General features: G+C 43.7%; 17 protein-coding genes. 10 read left to right on the forward strand and 7 right to left on the reverse strand.

The annotated features are described in order from the left end of the window. The first annotated feature begins 111 nt into the window (after window positions 1-111). On the forward strand, window positions 112-540 hold the full coding sequence (locus AHMF7605_RS05985) for a VOC family protein (RefSeq protein WP_106927402.1): 429 nt from the start codon (window positions 112-114) through the stop codon (window positions 538-540). 687 nt (window positions 541-1,227) lie between these two features. After that, window positions 1,228-2,493 (forward strand): MFS transporter, encoded by a 1,266-nt coding sequence (locus tag AHMF7605_RS05990; RefSeq protein ID WP_233218961.1) that lies wholly within the window; start codon window positions 1,228-1,230, stop codon window positions 2,491-2,493. A 386-nt stretch (window positions 2,494-2,879) separates the two neighbouring features. On the opposite strand, the gene AHMF7605_RS05995 is transcribed toward AHMF7605_RS05990, so the two are convergent. Beyond that, window positions 2,880-3,539, reverse strand: a complete 660-nt coding sequence (locus AHMF7605_RS05995) for an NAD-dependent epimerase/dehydratase family protein (protein WP_106927404.1) — start codon at window positions 3,537-3,539, stop codon at window positions 2,880-2,882. A gap of 190 nt (window positions 3,540-3,729) precedes the next feature. On the opposite strand from AHMF7605_RS05995, the gene AHMF7605_RS06000 reads away from it, so the two are divergent. Together AHMF7605_RS06000 and AHMF7605_RS06005 are read left to right on the forward strand one after the other, a co-directional pair. Continuing rightward, entirely contained in the window at window positions 3,730-4,773 is a 1,044-nt protein-coding gene (locus tag AHMF7605_RS06000; RefSeq protein WP_106927406.1) for an aldo/keto reductase, read from the forward strand. Between the two features lie 125 nt (window positions 4,774-4,898). Then, window positions 4,899-5,375, forward strand: coding sequence for a DinB family protein (locus tag AHMF7605_RS06005; protein ID WP_106927408.1), 477 nt, complete (start codon window positions 4,899-4,901; stop codon window positions 5,373-5,375). A 181-nt stretch (window positions 5,376-5,556) separates the two neighbouring features. Here AHMF7605_RS06005 and AHMF7605_RS06010 read toward each other — a convergent pair whose 3' ends face one another. Together AHMF7605_RS06010 and AHMF7605_RS06015 are read right to left on the reverse strand one after the other, a co-directional pair. Continuing rightward, the gene (locus tag AHMF7605_RS06010) at window positions 5,557-5,769 is read right to left on the reverse strand and encodes a hypothetical protein (RefSeq protein WP_106927410.1); all 213 of its coding nucleotides are present in this window, start codon (window positions 5,767-5,769) and stop codon (window positions 5,557-5,559) included. Next, window positions 5,770-6,615, reverse strand: coding sequence for a chemotaxis protein CheB (locus tag AHMF7605_RS06015; protein WP_106927412.1), 846 nt, complete (start codon window positions 6,613-6,615; stop codon window positions 5,770-5,772). A gap of 245 nt (window positions 6,616-6,860) precedes the next feature. Here AHMF7605_RS06015 and AHMF7605_RS06020 point away from each other — a divergent pair, with 245 nt between their 5' ends. After that, complete coding sequence (locus AHMF7605_RS06020; protein WP_106927414.1) at window positions 6,861-10,901, forward strand: chemotaxis protein CheB; 4,041 nt, start codon at window positions 6,861-6,863, stop codon at window positions 10,899-10,901. After that, window positions 10,871-11,614, forward strand: coding sequence for a sensor histidine kinase (locus AHMF7605_RS06025; RefSeq protein WP_394336233.1), 744 nt, complete (start codon window positions 10,871-10,873; stop codon window positions 11,612-11,614). The genes AHMF7605_RS06020 and AHMF7605_RS06025 overlap by 31 nt, the downstream gene beginning before the upstream one ends. Window positions 11,615-12,469: 855 nt before the next feature. Here AHMF7605_RS06025 and AHMF7605_RS06030 read toward each other — a convergent pair. From AHMF7605_RS06030 to AHMF7605_RS06040, 3 genes are all read right to left on the reverse strand, one after another. Beyond that, window positions 12,470-13,597 carry an MFS transporter gene (locus AHMF7605_RS06030; RefSeq protein WP_106927418.1) on the reverse strand — a complete coding sequence of 376 codons (1,128 nt, stop codon included), beginning with the start codon at window positions 13,595-13,597 and terminating at the stop codon, window positions 12,470-12,472. Between the two features lie 14 nt (window positions 13,598-13,611). Further along, window positions 13,612-14,406 carry a thymidylate synthase gene (locus AHMF7605_RS06035; protein ID WP_106927420.1) on the reverse strand — a complete coding sequence of 265 codons (795 nt, stop codon included), beginning with the start codon at window positions 14,404-14,406 and terminating at the stop codon, window positions 13,612-13,614. A gap of 186 nt (window positions 14,407-14,592) precedes the next feature. Further along, on the reverse strand, window positions 14,593-14,853 hold the full coding sequence (locus tag AHMF7605_RS06040) for a hypothetical protein (protein ID WP_106927422.1): 261 nt from the start codon (window positions 14,851-14,853) through the stop codon (window positions 14,593-14,595). A 107-nt stretch (window positions 14,854-14,960) separates the two neighbouring features. On the opposite strand from AHMF7605_RS06040, the gene AHMF7605_RS06045 reads away from it, so the two are divergent. The 4 genes from AHMF7605_RS06045 to AHMF7605_RS06060 all read left to right on the forward strand — a co-directional run bounded on the left by AHMF7605_RS06045 (window position 14,961) and on the right by AHMF7605_RS06060 (window position 21,055). Continuing rightward, a complete protein-coding gene (locus tag AHMF7605_RS06045) occupies window positions 14,961-17,255 on the forward strand; it encodes an efflux RND transporter permease subunit (protein WP_106927424.1) in 2,295 nt (764 codons plus the stop codon). 518 nt (window positions 17,256-17,773) lie between these two features. Then, window positions 17,774-18,331 carry a hypothetical protein gene (locus AHMF7605_RS06050; protein ID WP_106927426.1) on the forward strand — a complete coding sequence of 186 codons (558 nt, stop codon included), beginning with the start codon at window positions 17,774-17,776 and terminating at the stop codon, window positions 18,329-18,331. Window positions 18,332-18,508: 177 nt separating this feature from the next. Continuing rightward, on the forward strand, window positions 18,509-20,470 hold the full coding sequence (locus AHMF7605_RS06055) for an AAA domain-containing protein (RefSeq protein WP_106927429.1): 1,962 nt from the start codon (window positions 18,509-18,511) through the stop codon (window positions 20,468-20,470). A gap of 72 nt (window positions 20,471-20,542) precedes the next feature. Then, window positions 20,543-21,055, forward strand: coding sequence for an FKBP-type peptidyl-prolyl cis-trans isomerase (locus tag AHMF7605_RS06060; protein WP_106927431.1), 513 nt, complete (start codon window positions 20,543-20,545; stop codon window positions 21,053-21,055). An 83-nt stretch (window positions 21,056-21,138) separates the two neighbouring features. Here the strand turns inward: AHMF7605_RS06060 and AHMF7605_RS06065 are convergent, their stop codons facing one another. Then, window positions 21,139-21,423, reverse strand: coding sequence for a GIY-YIG nuclease family protein (locus tag AHMF7605_RS06065; protein ID WP_106927433.1), 285 nt, complete (start codon window positions 21,421-21,423; stop codon window positions 21,139-21,141). Window positions 21,424-21,662: the final 239 nt, after the last annotated feature.

Below are 21,662 nucleotides of genomic sequence, written 5' to 3' on the forward strand. Positions count from 1 at the left end.
AGGTTTTAGTTTTTCTACCAACTGTAACCGGAAAGCAGCCGTTATAAACAAAATGGCTCTTTCCAGGTTACAGTTGGTACATTTATATCCTCTTGAAAGGATTTAGTCAGAATGATTGATTTTCACCTGGAAACCCTTTACGAAAACGATTTTACCCGAATTGAATGGAGTAAAGAGCTAGCTTTGATTCAATTAACCTTCCGGCAGCACCCGGAACCGGAGCGCTTTCGGAACAGCTACCATCTGGCTATTGATACCGCCCAAAGAAAAGAAGCTAAGTATTGGTTAACGGATGCCCGGCAAATAAAAACCATGGAACCGGAAAATCAAAGCTGGTTGGTACAGAACATGATGCCTTTACTGAAGTCAAATCAAATCCGGAAGTTTGCGATTGTCATGGACCCAAAGTGTTTTGTCATGACTAGTCCGACCAAAGTTTATGAACGCCCCAGCACCAGTACCGAAACCGCTCCCATGGGCACCATAAAAGTTCATTTTGATATAGAGGCGGCTTGTAATTGGCTTTTCGGAGAACTGTAAAACTTCTCTTATTCTATTATTTCCTTCTGAAAAACTTTATTTATCTGTAACCCTCTTTGCAAGGTAAGTCCGATACATTCTGTTAAAAGCTTTATTTCTTAACCCTTTTACCAGAAGAGCCACCTTATTCTTTATTATTATTATGCGTTGTTTTGGGGAGTCGGTTCCCGTCTCCAGGCTGCGGAGCTATCTTGTTTGACAAGTACCCTGTTTGCCGCAAAGGCCGGCGGGCCCCGTCGGAACACTCGGGCGGGCTGCTTTTCCTTTGCTCCTTGCGTCGCAATGGCTTGCGCCATCGGAAAACCAGCCCGCCGGCGGGCCCCGTCGGAACACTCGGGCGGGCTGCTTTTCCTTTGCTCCTTGCGTCGCAATGGCTTGCGCCATCGGAAAACCAGCAGGCCCTCGCTGTCCCGACTGCTGTCTATTATTCTTAGCTACGGCTTACCAGATTTTAACAGATTTATATTTACTTATTCTTGTAATCTGCTACTTCTAGTGATACATACATTTTTATTTTTTCCCGATAGTAATTTGTTAGTTTACAAAAACAGCATTTTTAAAACCAAAATAGAGCAACTAATTTTTATTCTGATAGTAAGAAGCCTGAAGTGACTAAAATCTATCTTTGGGCGGGGAAAGCAGTTTTGGGGTAAAATCCAGTTTCGCTGGCATAAAGCCCCGAGATAAATGAAAACACAACAATTAAGGATTAACAGCAAGAATAGCAGGGTAAGCAAAGAAATGGTACAAGCGGTAGAAACAGAACCGATACAGAATTCAGTAATTGAAGAAACTTCCAAAAAATTCCAAATAGATCAAAAAGTTAAGCAGCGACTATTTCTCAGCTTATTTTTCTTTCTTTCGGGATTTAATTTTGCCAGTTGGGCTTCCCGGATTCCGACGATTAAAGCCGCGCTGGGTTTGAACGAAGCCGAATTAGGTTCCGTTCTCCTGACCATGCCCATTAGTTCCATGATTGGGTTGCCCCTTTCGGGTTGGTTGGTTTCCCGCTACGATACGCGCGTTCCCTTAACTTTGGCTTTTCTCTTAAATGCCGTGAGTCTTTCGCTAATTGGTCTGGCTCATTCTACCTTTAATTTGGTGATTGCGCTGTTTTTGTTTTCGTTGAGTACGCGCATTTTTAACATTGCCATGAATACCCAAGCCATCACCTTGCAAAAGCTTTTCGACCGCAAAATAAACGGGTCTTTTCATGGGCTTTGGAGTACCGGTGGCATTGTGGGGGTGGGCGTAACTACTTTCATTATTTCCCAGGGTATTTCCATTACCCCTCACCTGGTAACCGTTGCCGTAATTACCATTTTAATTACCTTGTTTGCATCTCGTTTTCTGCTGCGTAACGACCGCGCGGCGACTAAAACGAAACAAGCCTTCGCTAAACCGGATGCTTATATTTTGTATTTGGGTTTACTGGTATTTTTTGCCGCCATTTGCGAAGGAGGTATGTTCGACTGGAGCGGTATTTATTTTCAGAAAGTGGTAAAAGAAGATTTATTTACCATTGGCTACCTAACCTTCATGACCTTTATGGCTTTTTCCCGGTTTGTGTCGGACCGCATTATCGAGAAAATGGGCATGGCTCCTACTTACCTCATGAGTGCCTTGTGCATTTTCACGGGCATTAGCTTGGCTATCTCTTTTCCTAGTTTTTGGCCGGCATTAATTGGTTTTTCCTTTGTTGGGTTTGGCACTGCCGCCGTTATACCTATGACTTACACCCTGGCCGGAGCATCAGAAAAATACTCCCCGGGAGTAGCTATTTCTTTAATTGCCTCGTTTGGGATTGTGGGCATGCTGCTCGGCCCGCCATTAATTGGATACATCGCGCACGCCTCAAATTTGAAAATGTCCTTTATTGCTTTTGCGGTATCTGGTATGATGCTGATTCCTATTTCCCGTTTGTTTTTTAAATTAACCAAGCTGAATAATTAATTTTAATGTTGTAAGGTATCGTAACAAGTGAAGTTAGCAAATTAGCAGAAAAAATCCCCTTAGAAGGGGATCGGGGGAGGATAATCGTTAGTTGATTAAAACTTCTAAAAAATACCATTCCTTAACTTGATCCTATTGAGCGCGAGCGTCCACCTCTTGTCTCACCATTTGAGGCGACTCTAGTTTTGCAAACTAATATAAGTTCTTAAACAATCAGGTAAAATTCCTATTGGCCAGAGGCCGGACGATATTTCTCCCGAGCGGGACGCTCGCGATATAGCATGCTCAAAATTTTCCTACTTTTATAAAAGTAAAAGGGTGATGCTTTTTATAGCAATTTTAAAATATAAATGCAAAACAAGTCCCTATTTTTAAACAACCATTTACTACTTAGCCAAAGCTTTAATATCTTTCACTTCGAGTACTGGTTTAGCATAGCCTCTTTCTACCGCGTGAATCATGGCTAAACCTAATTCCCGTAAGGTCGACATGTAATTAAATAAAAAAGGTTTTACTAAGGGTACCATCCAACGAATATAAGAATACATTTTCAAGGTATTTTTTAAACCGGGCGTGGGTTCCAGGAAACCGGGCCGGAACATATAAGCTCGCTTAAAGGGCAGTTTTAATAAATCATTTTCCGTTTTGCCTTTTACCCGCGCCCAGTTCGACCGGCCTTTTTCGGAGCTATCCGTACCGGCACCCGATATATAACAGAAAACTAGATTAGGATTTTGCGCAACCAGGGTGCGGGCCACCCCCAAGGTAAGTTCGTAAGTAGCGCGGTAATATTCTTCTTTCGCCATCCCCACCGACGAAACTCCCAGGCAAAAGAAACAAGCATCGTAGGTCGAAAAATCAATCGTTAAATCGGAGAATTTAAAAAAATCCGGTTGAATAACTTCTTTTATTTTGGCGTGCGCTATACCACTGGGCCGGCGATTTATGAGTAGCACTTCCTCTATGTCGGGGTATTGCAGACATTCGTGCAACACGCCCTCTCCTACCATGCCGGTGGCGCCCGTAATAATTACTTTTTTCATCATAACCTACCCGAAGTTTAAAATTTAGCTGAAAACAGGTGCTTGATTAACCTTTTTTTAACCAATGCTTTACTTTTTTGCGTACCAGCAAAAGTGCAGGCAAACGTTATAGGCAACAATTAGCCTGTGTATTTGTTTACCTAAAATTTATCTTAAACTGCATTTATTTAATCGCAAATACAACACACGAACTATGGAATTCAGACAATTAGGTGCTTCTGGTTTATTTGTGCCGGTTTTAAGCTTTGGTACGGCTACTTTTGGCGGCAGCGGCGAATTTTTTAAAGCCTGGGGCAGCACCCAGGTAGAAGAAGCCACGCGGCTCATCGATATTTGTATGGAAGCGGGCGTTAATTTTTTTGATACTGCCGATATTTATTCGCAGGGTTTATCGGAAGAAATTTTAGGTAAAGCCATTGTAGGAAAGCGGGATAAAACAATTATTTCGACGAAAGGTACTTTTCCCTTCGGGAAAGGGCCAAATAACCAAGGTTCTTCCCGCTTTCATTTAATAAAACAGGTGGAAGGCAGTTTAAAACGCCTGGGCACCGATTACATTGATCTTTACCACATGCACGGTTTCGATGGTAATACGCCCGTGGAAGAAACCCTGCACACCCTGGATACTTTAGTGAAAGCCGGTAAAATCCGGTACATTGCGGTTTCTAACTATTCGGGTTGGCATGTAATGAAATCTTTAGCGGTGTCGGAGAAATACGGCTGGACAAAGTACGTAGCGCACCAGGTTTATTATTCTTTAGCGAACCGCGATTACGAGTGGGAATTAATGCCCTTGGGTATTGACCAGAAAGTAAGCAGCCTGATTTGGTCGCCGCTGGCGGCCGGACTTTTGGGGGGCAAATACCGCCGCAACCAGCCTTTGCCGCCGAATAGCCGCATTGCCCAAGGAGGCAGCCCCGTACCGGAGGCGGTAGTGAACGAAGAAGTACTTAACAATACCATTGATGCCTTAGACGAAGTAGCCGCCGAAGTTGGTAAAAGCGTGGCCCAGGTAGCTTTAAATTGGCTGCTGCAACGCCCTACGGTGGCCAGCATTATTATTGGTGCCCGCAACGAAGAACAATTACGACAAAATTTAGCCGCCGTGGGCTGGAACCTGACCGTAGAACAAGTAAAAAAACTAGACCAGGCCAGCGAAGTACCCGCTGTTTACCCTTATTGGCACCAACGCCAAAATACCCAATTAAACCCTCTGCCTAATTTTTATAAAAAGTAATTTTTCTCGGGAAAGCTCTCCCGTTCCGGAGGGCTTTCTTTCCGAATGCCAATCCTCTTAAAATTCAACGCTTCCCTTAATGTACTGCTGAGGCTTCATGAAGAAAGTATAACAAAATCCGGAACATGAAAGAAGATCAAATCCTGCGCGATCAATTAACGAAACTGATGCAAGGCGGACAAGCCTTTAAACCTTTAGAGGAAATATTACAGGGTATTACCGTCGATGAAGCCGGCAAAACCGTACCCGACTTGCCCTACACGCTCTGGAAACTCATAGAACATCTGCGCCTTGCTTTGTACGATATCCTGGAATTTAGCCGCGACCCGAACTATGAATCACCGGAATGGCCTACCGGTTATTGGCCAACGGAAAATGCTCCCGCTGATCAGGAAGCTCTGGATGCCAGCATTAAAGCCATTCAAGAAGGATTAAATCAAATGATTCTACTGGTGCAAGACCCAGCCCGAAATCTTTTTACTCTTTTTCCCCATGGTAACGGACAAAATTTGCTCCGGGAAGCCTTGTTGGTAGCGGAACATAATGCGTATCATTTAGGGGAAATTGTTGTGTTACGCCGGCTTTTAGGGCATTGGCAGTAAGTTCCGATTTTTTGTTTGTCATTTTTTTCTTCTTTTTACTGTGCTGATGCAGTTAAGGTAGTTTACCTTATAGGAGGGTCTTACATCTTCAATTCTTTAATCAGTTTTATTCTGTTTGTTCCGTTGAGACTGGCACAATCTCAACGGAAATAAATAAAAATTGGAAGAAACAAGAAAAAAATTATCCCGCTTCGCGGCCATTATCCTGATTATTCAGATTAAGATTATGCGGCGCGGCATTGCGGCTTAACAATATTTCCCGGATACGGTCCACGTGAACTTTCATTTCATTAGCGCGTTCCTGTTGCATTTCGGCCCAGCGGGTTTGACCTTTACCCCGGTCTTGAGCCGCCATGGTCATCAGCATGGTGCGGCGTTCTTCCAGAATCCGCATCTACACCCATAACGTTTCTTCCAGGGCCGAATTCATATTCTGCAGCAAACTTTCTTCGTTGTAAGCGTGACCGGAGTGGCACCGGAACCGGGTTACCTTACCTTGGTTTAATTCCCAAAGTCCGCCGCCACACTCCGGACAACTGTAACTGGCACGATTTCCTAACGCATCCATATTTTTAATACTACTCATGGTACTGCTAGTCATTACCCGTTCAACCATTTGAGCTTCATCAATTATATCCTGCGGTACGGTAACACTATCAGCTGAAGGGGTACGGCTGAGTTGGTAAAGCAAAGTGCCCATTTCTCGTACAGGAACCACGTAGTCAATGCTTACATTACGAATAGCACTCCGGGGCATGTCCGGGTGCTCGGCGTCGTGAGGGTCTTGTACTACGGTAAAACCGCCACTGCGTTTTATTGCTTCCATACCCACCGTGCCGTCGTTCATCATACCTGTTAAGATGACGCCAATTACCCGCGACCCGTGATAAGCTGCCGCCGACCGGAATAAAGGATCTATGGCCGGGCGGAATTGGTTTTCGCGGGGTCCCTTCACCACCAAAATGCGCTTTTTCGTGAGCAAGATGTGGCGATCGGCCGGGGCCAGATACACGGTATGCGGTAGAATTATGTCGTCGTGTTCGGCTATTTTTACCTGTAATCCGGTATGCTTGGCCATGCGCTTCACCAGGTGCTGGCTAGAAGAGTCGATGCTTAAATGTTGCACGATAAAAATAGAAGCCGGTATTTCATCCGGCAGTTGTTCCAGCAGTTTACAAATAGCTTCCATACCGCCGGCCGAGGTTCCTATTACCACAATATCATGAGCATCAGTAAACATGCCGATTAGCTTTAATTTAAAAATGTAGATGTAAACCTAAAATTAGCTTCTAACTAAACGTTTTTAAACCGACTTCGGATAAGTAATTTACCAATAATGTGGGCGTATTCTTTAAAATTTTAATTTCTCCGTATAAATAGCTAGGCTTAAAATGGCAGGGTCTGGTACATATACGTAAAACTACCGGAATATGTAAAACATCCGTTTGCAATCGCTATCTTAACCATTTCTTGCCTATTTAGATAATGAGTAACTCCGAAGATAAAAATGCAAAGGATATTTTACCGGCAGACGCAAACGGTAAAATGCAGGATAAAAACCCGTATGTAATTGGCATTGGGGCCTCGGCCGGGGGATTGCAAGCCTTGCAAACTTTATTTGAGCATATTCCGCCGGATAGTGTATCGTACGTAGTGGTGCAGCATTTATTACCCGATCACCGCAGCATTTTAACCGAAATTCTCGCCCGGGAATCGGTATTAAAAATTCAGGATGCCGAGAATGGCATGCCTGTACAAGAGAACCAGGTATACATTATGCCCCCGGATAAGAAAATTACTATCCGGAACAATGTATTATACTTAAGTGAGCGGCCGGATAACACCGCTAATTACGGGTCTATAAACACTTTTTTTAAATCATTAGCCGCCGATAAGGGAAACAAAGCCATTGGCATTGTATTATCGGGCACCGGTACCGATGGTACCGAAGGCATTGCCGCCATAAAAAAAGCCGGGGGTTTGGTGCTGGTGCAAGACCCGGAAACGGCTAAGTTCGATGGCATGCCCCGCAGTGCCATTCAATCCGGACACGTAGACTATATCTTGCCCCCCGAATTAATGCCCGACGAAATTTTTAATTTCGTAAAAGTAGCGCCCCTTACCCAGGAAATAACCGAAATTGTTAATACCCAGCAGGAAGATACCTTAAACCACATTCTGAATATTGTCCACGACCGTACCGGCTTAGATTTTGTCAATTACAAACGCCCTACCATTATCCGGCGGTTATCGCGCCGCATGGCCGTTACCCACATTAATAATCTTGTTGATTATTTAGACTATTTACAGTTGCACCCCGAAGAAGTAGAAACCATCAGTAAAGAATTTTTAATTGGGGTAACTAAATTTTTTCGCGACGAAGAAGCTTTTGAGGTAATTAAACGCAAGGTAATTCCCACCCTGGTGGAAGAAAAAAACACCACCGAACAACTCCGGATTTGGGTGGCCGGCTGTTCTACCGGCGAAGAAGCTTATTCCCTGGCCATATTGGTGCGCGAATACCTGGAGAAAATACAAAAAGAATTAGAGGTTAAAATTTTTGCTTCGGATATAGACCGCGAAGCTCTGGATTTTGGCCGCAAAGGATTGTATTCGTACAGCAGCTTAAACGACATATTGGAAGAAAGGCTTTTTAAACATTTTGTAAAAGAAGAGGGCAAGTTCCGGGTAGGCCAGCAAATCCGAAAAATGGTCATTTTTGCCCCGCATAACATTGTCAGCGACCCTCCTTTTAGCCGGGTAGATTTGGTGAGTTGCCGCAACATGCTCATTTACCTTAACCCGCTGCTACAGAAAAAAATCATCACCAAGTTTCATTATGCCTTGCAAGAAGGCGGCTACCTGTTTCTGGGTTCCAGCGAAAGTGTGGGCACGATGAAAAACTTTGTGGAAGTAAACAAAAAATGGAAAATATTTCGCAACGTAGAAAAATCGCGTTCTCCGGGCCTCGAAAATTTTTCTTCGAACCTAAGCCGGACGGATTACCAGGTGGCAGTTCCAAAATCTACTCGCGACTTAGGTCCTAAACTCGCCTTTAATCACCACCTAGCCGAAGCCTTGAATGAAACCGTTTTAGAAGAATTTGGGTATGCGGCCGTTTACGTCGATTTAAATTTTGAGGTGATGCACGGTGCCGGCGATTATAACAAATACCTAACCCTACCTGATAAAGCCCTTACCCTGAACCTGCTTAAAATGGTTCCGCCGGATTTAGCGTTAAGTTTAGGTACGCTGCTGCGCCAAGCTTTGCGCGAAAAAGAAAAAATAAATATCAACAAGGTACCCGTTCGCGATAAAGAAATACTACGGCACATTAACCTGGTAATTAAACCGTACCTGGAAGATAAAAAATTATTGCAAAAGTTTATATTAGTATTATTCTCCGAAGAAAAACCGGTTCCTTTAGTTATTGAAAACCCGGAAAAGTATTGGTACGAGCACCAAAACGAAGGCCGCTTAACCGAATTGGAAATGGAGCTGCAGCACACCAAAGACGATTTACAGGCGGTAGTAGAAGAACTCGAAACATCCAACGAAGAGCTGCAAAGCACCAACGAAGAGCTCCTCTCCTCTAACGAAGAATTGCAAAGTACCAACGAAGAACTGCAATCGTTAAACGAAGAATTGCACACGATTAACGCCGAGCATCAGTATAAAATTAAAATATTGATGGAGCTCGACGATGATTTAAACAATTACTTCCGGAGTACGAACATCAGCCAGATTTTTGTGGACCGCAAGCTCGAAATCCGGAAATATACCCCGGCGGCCACCGCCCAGATTAACCTTATTGAAAGCGACATTGGCCGTTCTATTTACCAGATATCCAACAATTTAAAATACAGTCATTTAATTGAAGATATCCGGCAAGCCATTTCTAACTTTAAAACCACTGAAAAAGAAGTTCAGGATAAGGATAACGTTTGGTATCAGATGCGGGTGCAGCCTTATATTACCCAGGATGGTAAAATAGACGGCGCCATTATTATTTTCATGAATATTCATGAAATAAAAACTTTGCATTTGCTGCAAGAGGGCATTCTGAATAGTTCGGTAAATTTTATTCAGGCGTTAAAAGCTGTTAGAAATAAATCTAACCGGATCGTAGACTTTGAATGGACTTTGATTAATGAACCCGCTCAGCAATTCTTAAATCGCTCCGAAGCCAATTTAATTGGCCACCGGTACCGGCAGGAATTTCCAAATTTAATGCCGCTTGATTTGTTCACGCAACTGGTGCAAGTAGTAGAAACCGGACAATTGCTGGAGACCGAAGTAGAGCTGGCCCACGACGATAGATGGTATTGGTTTTATATAATAGCCGTAAAATTAGACGATGGGCTGGTATTAACCTTAAACGACATTACCGAACGGAAACAAGCCGAAGCACAGATTGACCGCCAAGCCGAAGAAATTCGGGAAAATGCCGAAAAATTCCGGCTCCTCTCCGAAGCTATACCGCAACTTATCTGGCTCAGCCGGCCGGATGGTTCTACGGTTTGGTTTAATCAAAACTGGTTAAATTTTACGGGTCTTTCCATGAAGGAATCAAGCGATTGGGGCTGGACCCAGGCCATTCACCCGGAACAAGCCGCTGACGTGCAGGCAGCGTATTTGGCGGCGGTTCGCTCGGGCCAGGTTTTTGAAAAAGAAGTACTTATCCGGCGGCACGACGGAGCTTTCCGGTGGCATATCAACAATGCCGTTCCCATCCGTAACCCCGACGGCGAAGTTACTTCTTGGGTAGGCACCGCCACAAATATTCACGAGCAAAAAGAATTTATCCGGGAATTAGAAGAAAACCGGCATTTTATCCGGCAAGTGGCCGAAACTTCGCCCGATTTTATTTACGTGTTCGACCTGGTCGAGCAGAAAAACGTGTATTTAAACCAAAACCTCGCCGAAGCGCTGGGTTATACCCTGGACCAGGTTCTGGCCAGCAAAGAATTTGTTTTATTTAAATTTGTTCACCCGGAAGATAAACCCCAGTTAGAAGAATTTTTATCTGGTTTTTCGGATGTAGCAACCGGAGAAATCCGGGAACTTTTGTACCGCGTTTTCGATGCGCAGGGCAAGATCCGGTGGTTCCGCGATCGTTCCACTATTTTTAAACGCGACGAAAGCGGCCACACGAACCAAATTGTGGGTATTGCCCAGGATGTTACCGCCTACGTTACCGCCCAACAAACCTTAAAACGCGAAAAAGAATTTTCCGAAAACCTGCTCGATAACAGCATCGATGGTATTGTGGCCTTTGATAAAGATGCCTGCATTACCGCCTGGAACACCATGATGGAAGTGTATAATGGCATTTTAAAAGAAGAAGTACTGGGTAAAAATATATTTGATTTATTTCCGGAATACCATACCAACGAGGAAGGAAAAGCCGTGCATCAGGCGCTCCAAGGACAGAAAACGGTATTACACGATCATTCGTACGGTTTACGCGATGGCGCTATTATGAAACCAGTACGATTCCCCTTCAGAATGAAGCTGGTGAGGTAATTGGCGGCTTGAGCATTGTGCATGATATTACCGAACGCAAGCGCATGGAAGATGAACGCATTAACTCGAAATTAACGCAACAAAAAGCCATCTTAAATGCCATATTAGATACCCAGGAAGCAGAACGCAAACGCATCTCCGAAGCCTTGCACAACGGCCTGGGCCAATTGCTTTACGCCACTAAGTTACAACTCGGCGACATGCACCCGGAAAAACCGCTGGAGAAAGAACTGCAAACCAGCATTGATAACTTATTAAACGAAGCGATAAAAGAAACCCGCCAGCTTTCTTTTGAATTAATGCCTTCTATCCTGCGGGATTTTGGGCTGGAAGCCGCCATTGAAGAAATCTGTAAACGGGTATCGTCGTCTAAAATTCAGCTGCAGTGCGAAGTACTCGGTTTAAAAGACCGGCTCGATGAAATACTGGAAACGGCCATTTTCCGGATTTGCCAGGAATTGCTGAATAACATAATCAAACATTCGCAAGCCACCGAGGCCAGCATACAGCTCTTAAATCAAAAAACGAAAATTGTGTTACGCGTAGAAGACAACGGTATTGGTTTTGACCCGGAAAAATTAGATCGCACCGGCCTGGGCCTGAGCAGTATCCGCAACCGGCTCCAACTCATCGACGGCACCCTCGACATTGAATCCGAACCCGGCCAAGGTAGTTTGTTTACGATTAAGATTAATAAGAATAAGCTGAAGTAAGGTTAAATTGAGAAGATTGTCCCCCTTGGAAGGGGGTAGTGGGATGATTTTTTATTTCACATCTTTACTTAGTTTACTCGTTGTTACACTTTTTTATTCGATTTATTCCGTTTTTCCGTTGAGACTGTACCAGTCTCAATAAGGCAGTGCGGATGCGGTTCAACGGTCTGTGGTTGCCTCGTGGCCGGCGGGCCTCGTTTGACTCTCTCGGGCGGTTTAGCGAACCTTGGCTCACTGCGTTGCGCCCTGCTGCTGCGCAGCACCGGAACGCTAAAAGGCCCTCGATAGCCAAACTGGTATCAGTTGCCAGTAGTTGAAGCCTTTCTTATTTATGGCTTTCATATATTCATAATTTGTATCCTAAAATCCACGACTTAATCTAAATTATTGTTTTTTACCACCCGTGCCCCTTCTAAAATAGGAGGGAAGCTTGTTTTATGAATTTTATAAGATATTAAAATTAGAAGATACCGAGAAACTTTATCTCAATTACTAGTAATATCCGGAGTTATTAGCAACTGACACTAGTTTGGCTGTTGAGGGCCTTCTAAGGTTGTGGTGCTTTAGCATTCCGACGTAGGAGGAAAACAAGCTTAGACCGCCCGAGAGAGCCAAACGAGGCCTGCCGGCCATGAGGCATACAGGGTACGGTTTAAATTAGATAGCACCAATGCCTGGAGACTGGTACAGTCTCAACGGAAAAACGGAATAAATCGAATAAAAAAGTGTAACAACGAGTAAACTAAGTAAAGATGTGAAATAAAAAATCATCCCCCTACCCCCTTCCCAGGAGGACAATCTTCAAAATCTATATCACCTTATCGACATTGCTCCAATTTGATTCCAAAAGATAAATTAAATCTTACTTCTAAACCCCAAAACCGTCATTAAAGCAAATAATAAAGCCACAAAAAGCAGCGCTAGTCGCAACGTCTGCCAATCCGCGAGAAAACCAATAATGGGCGGCCCGAACAAAAAACCGGAGTACCCAACGGTGGTAACCATGGATAAACCCACTCCGGGTGGCAAACCGGGCGCATTACCGGCGGTACTGTAAGCAATAGGAACTACCGTGGCCAAACCTAAACCCACAATAAAAAACCCGGCAATTACCAGCCAGGCAACGGGAAAAGCCAAAGACAAAGCTAAACCCAGAAAAGCGATACTCCCACTGTAAATTAACAAACGCCGGTCGCCCAACATCGCGCGGGCCCGGTCGCCCAACAAGCGGCCAATGGTCATGGCCAGCGAAAATGCGGCTAAAGCCATAGGGGCTAAGGCTTGGGAAGAACGGGCAATATTTTCCATGTAGTTCGAGCTCCAGTCCGACATGGCCCCTTCCCCGGTCATGCCGCAAAAAGCAATAATACCAATGTTTAGAATAGCTTTGGTTGGTAAGCGAAACCCACTCCCTTCTTCTCCGGCCTGCGCCTGCGGCGTATCCCGAATTAAATGCTGAGAAGCCCAGCCAACGAGTAAAAGACTAATCAGTACTACGCTTAAAAAATGCGCGAACAAGCCCACACTGAACTTGGCGAACAAAGCCCCGCAGCCGGCCCCTATCATCATACCCACGCTAAACAAAGCATGAAACGACGACATAATGGGCTTTTGGTATTTTTGCTCCACCAACACCGCCTGCGCATTCATCGAAACATCCAGCAAACCCGCCGACACGCCCAGAAAATAAAATAAAATTCTTACCTGCCACACTTCCGGCAGCAAAGGAATAGGCGGCACCAACACACAAAAAATAATGGCTCCGAGTAAGGTAATAAAACGGCTGCTTTTTTTATGAATTAACCAACCGGTAAAGGGCATAGAACTAATAGCTCCCACCGAGACGAAGAGCAATACCAGCCCCAAAGATTTATTATTTAATTGGTAGAGTTCCTGAATACGCGGTAAACGGGCAATCCAATTCGCGTAAATAAAGCCGTTTATCAGAAAAATAATATTAACGGCCAGCCGATCTAATTTCATACTTTACCGGCGGCTTATACGGCTACCGGCGCTTTTATAGCCGGATGCGGATTATAATTTTCGAGTTTAAAATCATCGTAAGTAAAATCGAAGATAGAAGTAACCGCCGGATTTATAAGCATTTGCGGCAAAGAGCGGGGCTCGCGGCTGAGTTGCAGTTGGGCTTGTTCTAAATGGTTGAGGTACAAATGCGTATCGCCCCCGGTCCAGATAAATTCACCGGCTTGCAATCCGCATACCTGGGCCACCAGTAAAGTAAGCAAAGCGTAAGAAGCAATGTTAAACGGAACGCCTAAAAACACGTCGGCGCTGCGCTGGTACAATTGGCAGGATAATTTACCCTCGGCCACGTAAAACTGGAAGAACGCGTGGCAAGGCGGCAGTTTCATTTTATTGATTTCCGCTACGTTCCAGGCGCTCACTATCAACCGGCGCGAATCCGGGTTAACTTTAATCTGGTTAATTACTTGCGTAATTTGGTCGATGTGGCCGCCGTCGGGCGTAGGCCAGCACCGCCACTGCGAACCGTACACCGGACCTAAATTACCGTTTTCATCGGCCCATTCATCCCAAATGGATACGCCATTATCTTTTAAGTATTTTATATTAGTCTCCCCTTTTAAAAACCACAACAGCTCGTGAATAATCGATTTTAAATGCACTTTTTTGGTAGTTACCAACGGAAAGCCTTCCGCCAGATCAAAGCGCATCTGATAACCAAAAACGCTAAGAGTACCCGTGCCGGTCCGGTCGTCTTTCCGGGTTCCTTTTTGTATTATATGATCAATCAGGTCAAGATATTGCCGCATAGTTTTCTTTCTGGTAATTAAAATTTGGAATTAATTAAAAAATAAATAATCTCTTCGCCTCTCCATAACCCGGTTTCTCTTTTATTGTTTACCGACTAATTAATAGAAAACGATGACTGCTTAAAGCCAAAAATAAAAAAGTCTGCCGATAGTAGCAGACTTTTACCAAGCATATATTTTTAAATCTTAATTCAGCAGCGACACCTTAGGACAGGTCATGGTTTTGGCTACCATTACCCGGGCATTGACACCCGGACAAGCTTTTACTCTAACCGTACAAGTAGCCGCCGGAGTAACTTTAGTTAATTTTTTAGCGGTAATAATTTTAGTGGTTTTAACCTTAGCCGGTAAATCGGCAAACGAGATGGTATTTACCAGGATAGTGCCTTCTGAGGCAACATTGCCCGCATAAGCCAGAAAAGAAAGCAACAGGGCAAATTTTTTCATGATAAAAACCGTTTATAGTCAAACAATGAGGGTTATAATCGGGTTAATTACCTTAAATAAGGTTACTTATCTTTTTTGAAACGCCGCGTAGCGCGTAATATTTTAAAATGTTCTATAAAAAACTTAGTTATTGCGTACTCCTCTTTATATTTCTATTTACCTGCCTCAGTTTATTTTCTATTTCCCGGCTTCGGTTTGATTACAACTTCGATCATTTCTTCCCGAAACACGATCCGGAGCTGAGTTTTTACTTGAAGTACCGCGAAAAATTTGGCAACGACAACGATTACCTGTTACTGGCTTTATCGCACCCCAAGAGCATATTCGACCCGGTTTTCTTAAAAAAAGTAGATTCGGTAACGCAAATAATTTCCCGGCTTCGCCACGTAGAACGGGTGCAGTCCCCTACTACCCTCAGCAGCCCGATAATTGAAGCCTTTGGGGTGTTTGAAGTACCGTATCTGCACGTAAACGAGCCGGAGCGTTACCAACAGGATAGCTCTACTATTTACCAATCACCCGGCCTGGTGGGCACCTTTTTTTCGGCGGATGCCCGTTCTGTAGCCCTCGTTATTCAGACTTCGCCGAACCTAACCAAATTACCCAGCGATACGCTGCTTATCAACCTAAAAGGAAAGCTGCACCTAGTAGGTTTGAACGATTATCATATTGCCGGCAAAGCCGTGGCCCAGTCTATTTTTGTGGACCGCATGCAATACGAACTGGCTTTATTTATGTCCATTTCCATCGTGATGGTTATTATTTTCCTTTACTTTACCTTCCGGACCTGGTGGGGCGTGGTAATGCCTTTAATGGTAGTATTAATTTCTATTTGCTGGTCGATGGGTTTAATGGGGCTTACCGGAACCAACATCGATGTTATGACCATGCTTTTACCCACCATTATGTTTGTGGTCGGCATGTCGGATTCGGTGCATATTTTAACCCAGTACGTTACCGAAGTGGCCGAAGGCAAACCTAAAACCCAGGCTATTATTACTACCCTTAAAGACGTAGGCTTAGCTACTTTTATTACCGCCATTACCACCGCCATTGGTTTTTTAACTTTATTAACCGCCGATATCGGACCCATCCGCAACTTTGGGGTGTACACGGGTATTGCCGTAGTAGTAGCCTACCTTTTATCCATGACCATGCTGCCGGCCATGATGCTGCTGATGCCTTTGCCCCCGCGCACCGCCCCTAAGAAAGAAGCTTTTACCTGGCCCATGCTGCTGCGCCGCCTGCTTTTATTTGTATTTAAATACCGCACCCGCATTCTGGTAGCTACTACGGGTATTATTCTGGCTTCTATTTATTGCATTAGTCTTATCCGGATGGATACCACTTTACTGGATGATTTATCGGACAACGATCCCGTGAAGCTGGATTTTAAATATTTCGAGCAAAATTTTGCGGGAGTTCGCCCCTTTGAATTGTATTTAAAAGCCGCTCCCGGTCACACGCTCTACGATTTGCCGGTACTGCGCGAAGTAGAAGAAATAGAACATTACCTGACTACCCAATACGGATTAAAATTTATTATCTCCCCGCTAACTGTCGTTAAAACCTTAAACCGGGCCATTAATGGTGGTTCCGCAGAAAGTTTCCAGCTTCCCCAAACCGAGGCGCAATGGCGAAAAGTACAAGCAAAATTAAAATTATTCCGGAAGCGACCCGAACTAAACTCCTTGGTAAGCGCTAACCAAACCGAGGGACGATTAAGTGGTAAAATGGGCGATATTGGCAGCGCCCGGGCTACCCAACTAACTGATCAATTCCGGGAATTTATGCGAAAGCAAACAAATTCTACCTTGTTACTAACTCACGTAACCGGCAGTTCCTTGCTCTTAGATAAAAACAACGACACTCTCACCCGCGATTTAATGGAAGGTTTGCTGCTGGATATTCTATTTATTGGGGCAATTGTGGGATTAATGTTCCGGTCTTTTAAAATGATTGTGATTACCCTATTGCCGAACATTCTCCCGATAGTTCTTATCGGGGCATTTATGGGAATAACAGCTATTAACCTCAAAGTATCTACCTCCATCATTTTTACCATTGCCCTGGGAATTGCCATCGACGATACCATCCATTTTATCAGTAAATTAAAATTAGAACTAATGAGTGGCAAACCCTTGTATTACGCCGTTAAACGCACTTATTTAACCACCGGTAAAGCCGTAATTATTACCAGTTGTATTTTAATGGCCGGATTCTGCACGCTCATATTTTCTACTTTCGAAGGTACTTTTTACGTTGGCCTGCTCATTAGCTTAACCTTACTGTTTGCCGTTTTATCCGACTTATTGCTGCTACCCATTTTAGTCGTCTACTTTTTCCGACCAAAAAATAAGGTTCCCAGCAAACAACCGCAAAAGCAAATTCAGGTTCAGTAAATAGATAAATATCCAGAAGTGGTATTTGCAATTTTTACTACCTCCGAAATTGTAGACCCAAGCAGCAAAGAATAAACGACACCCGTTTGGCTGTGGAGGGCCTTTTAGCGTTCCGGTGCTGCGCGGCAGCAGGGCGCAACACAGTGAGCCAAGGTTCGCTAAACCGCCCGAGAGCGCCAAACGAGGCCCGCCGGCCCCGAGTCAAACAAGGATCGTTGAAGCCCGTCAGTACCGTAATATGGAGACTGGTACAGTCTCAACGGAATAATTTAATAACCTTCACCTACGCTTTCGTTTTATAAATAAGTATAAATTTTAGCCTATTCTTCGATCAGAATTATCATAAAGAAAAGAATTTATAGATAAGTGAAGAAGGTTACGCTTAAAAGCCACAGTCAATTTCTAAAGTTAACTTGCTTTCATAATTATTTTTATAGTGAGAGTATTCAAATGCAGGACTTGAAAAATCCCTATCTTTCCAATCTTAAATATTGGTTTAATTTATTGTTACAATACCCATGAAAATTTTAGTTTTTGTGTTATTATTCACTATACTCTCTTACCATTCTTTCGCTGCCGTACAAGACGATAGTTTACGCCTATTGTTAACGCAACGCGAGCAATTAGTAAAAGATTACCAGTATTTTAACGCCCAAAATAGCAATTTCTGGGGCAAGAAATCGAAGAAAGATTTACTGAAGATTATCGACACGCTAAAAGGTATCATCCGGAAAGACAGTGAAATTATCAACACCATAAAAACCAGTACCCTCCGGAAAGCCGTAACTTTAACCGTCGAGCAAAACAAAATTGCCGAACAGGTAAAAGACGACCGGGTAGCCGTAACAAATACCATTTACGCCTTAAAAACCCAGGTGGCAAACCTGGATAACTTACAAAAATCGCGGCAGCGGAAAATCAACGAACTTACCGAAGAAGCAAATCAGGAACGGGCCAAACGCAGCGACCGCGATAAAATTATTGCTGTAGCCGCTATGTTCATCATTGGATTAATATTGTACATTTTCAATTTGCGCCGGAAATTAAGTCTGTCCGCCGGAAAAATCCGTAAGTAATATCCTATTTTTTCTACGGATTAACCCCGGCATTTCATTGGTTTAGATAGCACAAATCCAGGAATTTCGAAACCTTTTCGGTTTAAATAGGATTATATACTATTGCATAAAAACGCTAAATTTAAAAATTATAAGCTGCTGATTTCTAAAAAGTAAAAGCAGTTATTTACTACCTAAATGATAGATATCACCGAAGAATTAAGGCGTACCCAAGCCTTACTTAAATTAGAACAAGAAGAAGACTTAAACCAGTATAAGTTAAAAAGTACCCGCAGCCCCATTACCGAAAGAAAAGAAAACGGTTTGTGTTGGTACCCCATTGTTATTACGAAAACCGAAATCGGGTTTGGCAGCAAAGTAGTGGTGGAACTGGAGCGTACCCAGGGAAAAGACCAATTGCATTTATTTCAAACGGGTAAAGCCGCCCAGATTTTTTCCAATGCCTCGGGTAGCCAAGGCCACGATGGCCAGGTTTTAACCGGCGTTATTACCAGTTTAAAACGCAACAAATTGACGCTGGCCACCACCAAAGAAGACTTGCCCGACTGGATTGAAGACGGTAAACTGGGCATTGACCTGACCTTCGACGAGATGAGTTACCGGGAAATGGAAATTGCTCTGCGTAAGGTAATCGAAGCCGAAAAAAGTCGTTTGGCCCAATTACGCGATGTTTTATTAGGTATAGAACCTGCCCGGTTTAAAGAAAAGGTACTGTATAATCCTATTCCGGAATTAAACAATTCGCAGAACGATGCGGTACAAAATATTCAGCAGGCGCAGGATGTAGCCATTATCCACGGTCCGCCGGGTACAGGTAAAACTACTACCCTGGTGCAGGCCATTCTGCGCACCTTAGAAAACGAGCGCCGTTTGTTGGTTTGCGCTCCCAGTAATACCGCGGTGGATTTGCTCACCGAAAAATTAGCGGCCCAAGGCATTAACGTTATCCGGATTGGGAATCCTTCGCGCGTATCGGATTTGCTGTTGGAACACACTTTAGACGCCCAGATTATGGCGCACCGCGATTACAAAGACATTAAACTGTTGCGCAAGAATGCGGAGGAGTACAAGGCTATGGCCTTCCAGTTTAAACGCAAATTTGGCTGGGAAGAGCGCGAACAGCGCCGTTTAATGAAAGAAGAAAGCCGCCGCCTGCTCGCCGAAGCCGAAAACCTGGAACGGTATATTATTGACGACTTACTCGACCGGGTGCAGGTAATTACGTGTACTTTGGTGGGCTCGGCCAACCGGGTAATCCGGCATTTAACTTACGATACAGTTTTTATTGACGAAGCGGCGCAAGCTCTGGAACCCGCCTGTTGGATTCCGATTACGCGGGCCAACCGGGTGATTTTAGCCGGCGACCATTGCCAGTTGCCACCCACGATTAAATCCATTGATGCGGAAAAGAAAGGATTGAGTACTACTTTGTTCGAGAAATGTATGGAACGTCAGTCGCGGGTTGCCGTAATGCTGAAAACCCAATACCGGATGCACGAACACATCATGAACTTCTCGAACCACCAATTTTACGGCGGCGAATTAGAGGCGCACGATAGCGTAGCAGCCGCGGATTTAGAAGCTTTTCACGAGATTTTTGCCGGCAATTTGGCGTTAGAATTTATAGATACGGCGGGCTGCGGTTACAACGAAAGAGCCTTTTCCGAAAGCTCCAGTGTGGCGAATCCCGAAGAAGCAGATTTAGTGTTGCAGCACCTTCAAAACTTGCTAAAAGATTACGATGCCGGCCAAATAGAGGAAAACCCTTTAAAAATTGGCATTATTTCGCCGTACCGGGCGCAAATTAATTATTTAAAAGACGAACTAGAACACAACGTTCAGCTAACTGATTTGCAGAACCGTCGCTTATTAAGCGTCGGAACCGTTGATTCTTTTCAGGGCCAGGAGCGCGATATTATTTATATCAGCCTGGTGCGCAGCAACAGTGCCGGAGAAATTGGCTTTTTATCGGATATTCGCCGGATGAACGTAGCCATGACCCGGGCCCGTAAAAAGTTGGTGATTATTGGCGACAGTGCTACCCTCACCCGGCATCCGTTTTACACCGAATTTTTAACTTACACCGAAAGTATCGGGGCATATAAAAGTGCCTGGGAGTTGACCAATATCTTAGAATAGCCGTATACCGAAAATAAATTACGGGAACGTAGATATATCCTTAACTTTGCCAAATAAAAATTAAAAGTCTTTATGAAAATTAGCAATAATTCCGTGGTGTCGCTGACGTATGATCTAAGCGTATTAGATGAAAACGGGGAAAAAAGCCACGTAGAAACCGCTGGTTCCGATAATCCAATGGTTTTTCTGTACGGGGCAAGTGGTTTACCAGACAAATTTGAGGAACACTTAAACGGATTGGAAGAAGGCGCTACTTTTTCGTTCTCTTTAGAATCGGAAGAAGGTTACGGCGATTACGACGAAAATGCGTTGGTTAGTATTCCGAAGAATGTTTTTGAAGTAGATGGGGCTATTCCGGATGGCATGCTGGAACCCGGCAACTTTATACCCATGGCCGACAGCGAAGGCAACCAAATGCAAGGCCAGGTGGTTGACGTAAACGACCAGGAAGTACAGATGGATTTTAATCATCCTTTAGCCGGCCGAACCATGCACTTCGACGGGAAAGTAGTGAGCGTACGCGAAGCTACCAAAGAAGAATTAGCCCACGGCCACGTTCACGGCGAGCACGGGCATCATCATTAATTTTGTTCTATTTAAAATTGAAAAGCGGGAAATATTTCCCGCTTTTTTTATGATTTATTTATCTTAAGGAAAATTAATTTTATTTATAATAATTTAAATTTTGGCCATTGGTTATAGCCAATATTTGGATGGTTAGATTGATAAAATTTTATAAACTTAACTTCTGCTTGATTAACCTCTTTAATTGAAGCAGTTTCAGACTCCCATAATATTTCTTTTTTGATAATAAAATTTTGTCTTTGCTCTCTGGTAAAATCTTTTTCAATTAATTTACTATTTGCACTTCCAAAATAGTTTAAAGTATCTGTCACATCCTTTCCGATGTATATTTTACCATTTGGATATGTGATTTTGTATATTACTTTCATCTGGTAATTAAGTGTAAAATATTTTCTTTTGTAATTAAGGATAATATCTATGAATGATATCTTTTAATCTCAATAAATCTTAAAACGATATCCATATTATATGCTGGTACTTGTAAATTCACCGGAGAACTGGTAGCTTTTATCATTTCGCTTTTTACTCTAACCATCTGGTAGGCCTCTGGCCGGGCGAATCGATGAACTTGGATGTAAAGTAAATACGCTTGCATACCACCGGCTAG

The sequence above is a fragment of the Adhaeribacter arboris genome, assembly GCF_003023845.1.
In the GTDB taxonomy this organism is placed as follows: Bacteria; Bacteroidota; Bacteroidia; order Cytophagales; family Hymenobacteraceae; genus Adhaeribacter; species Adhaeribacter arboris.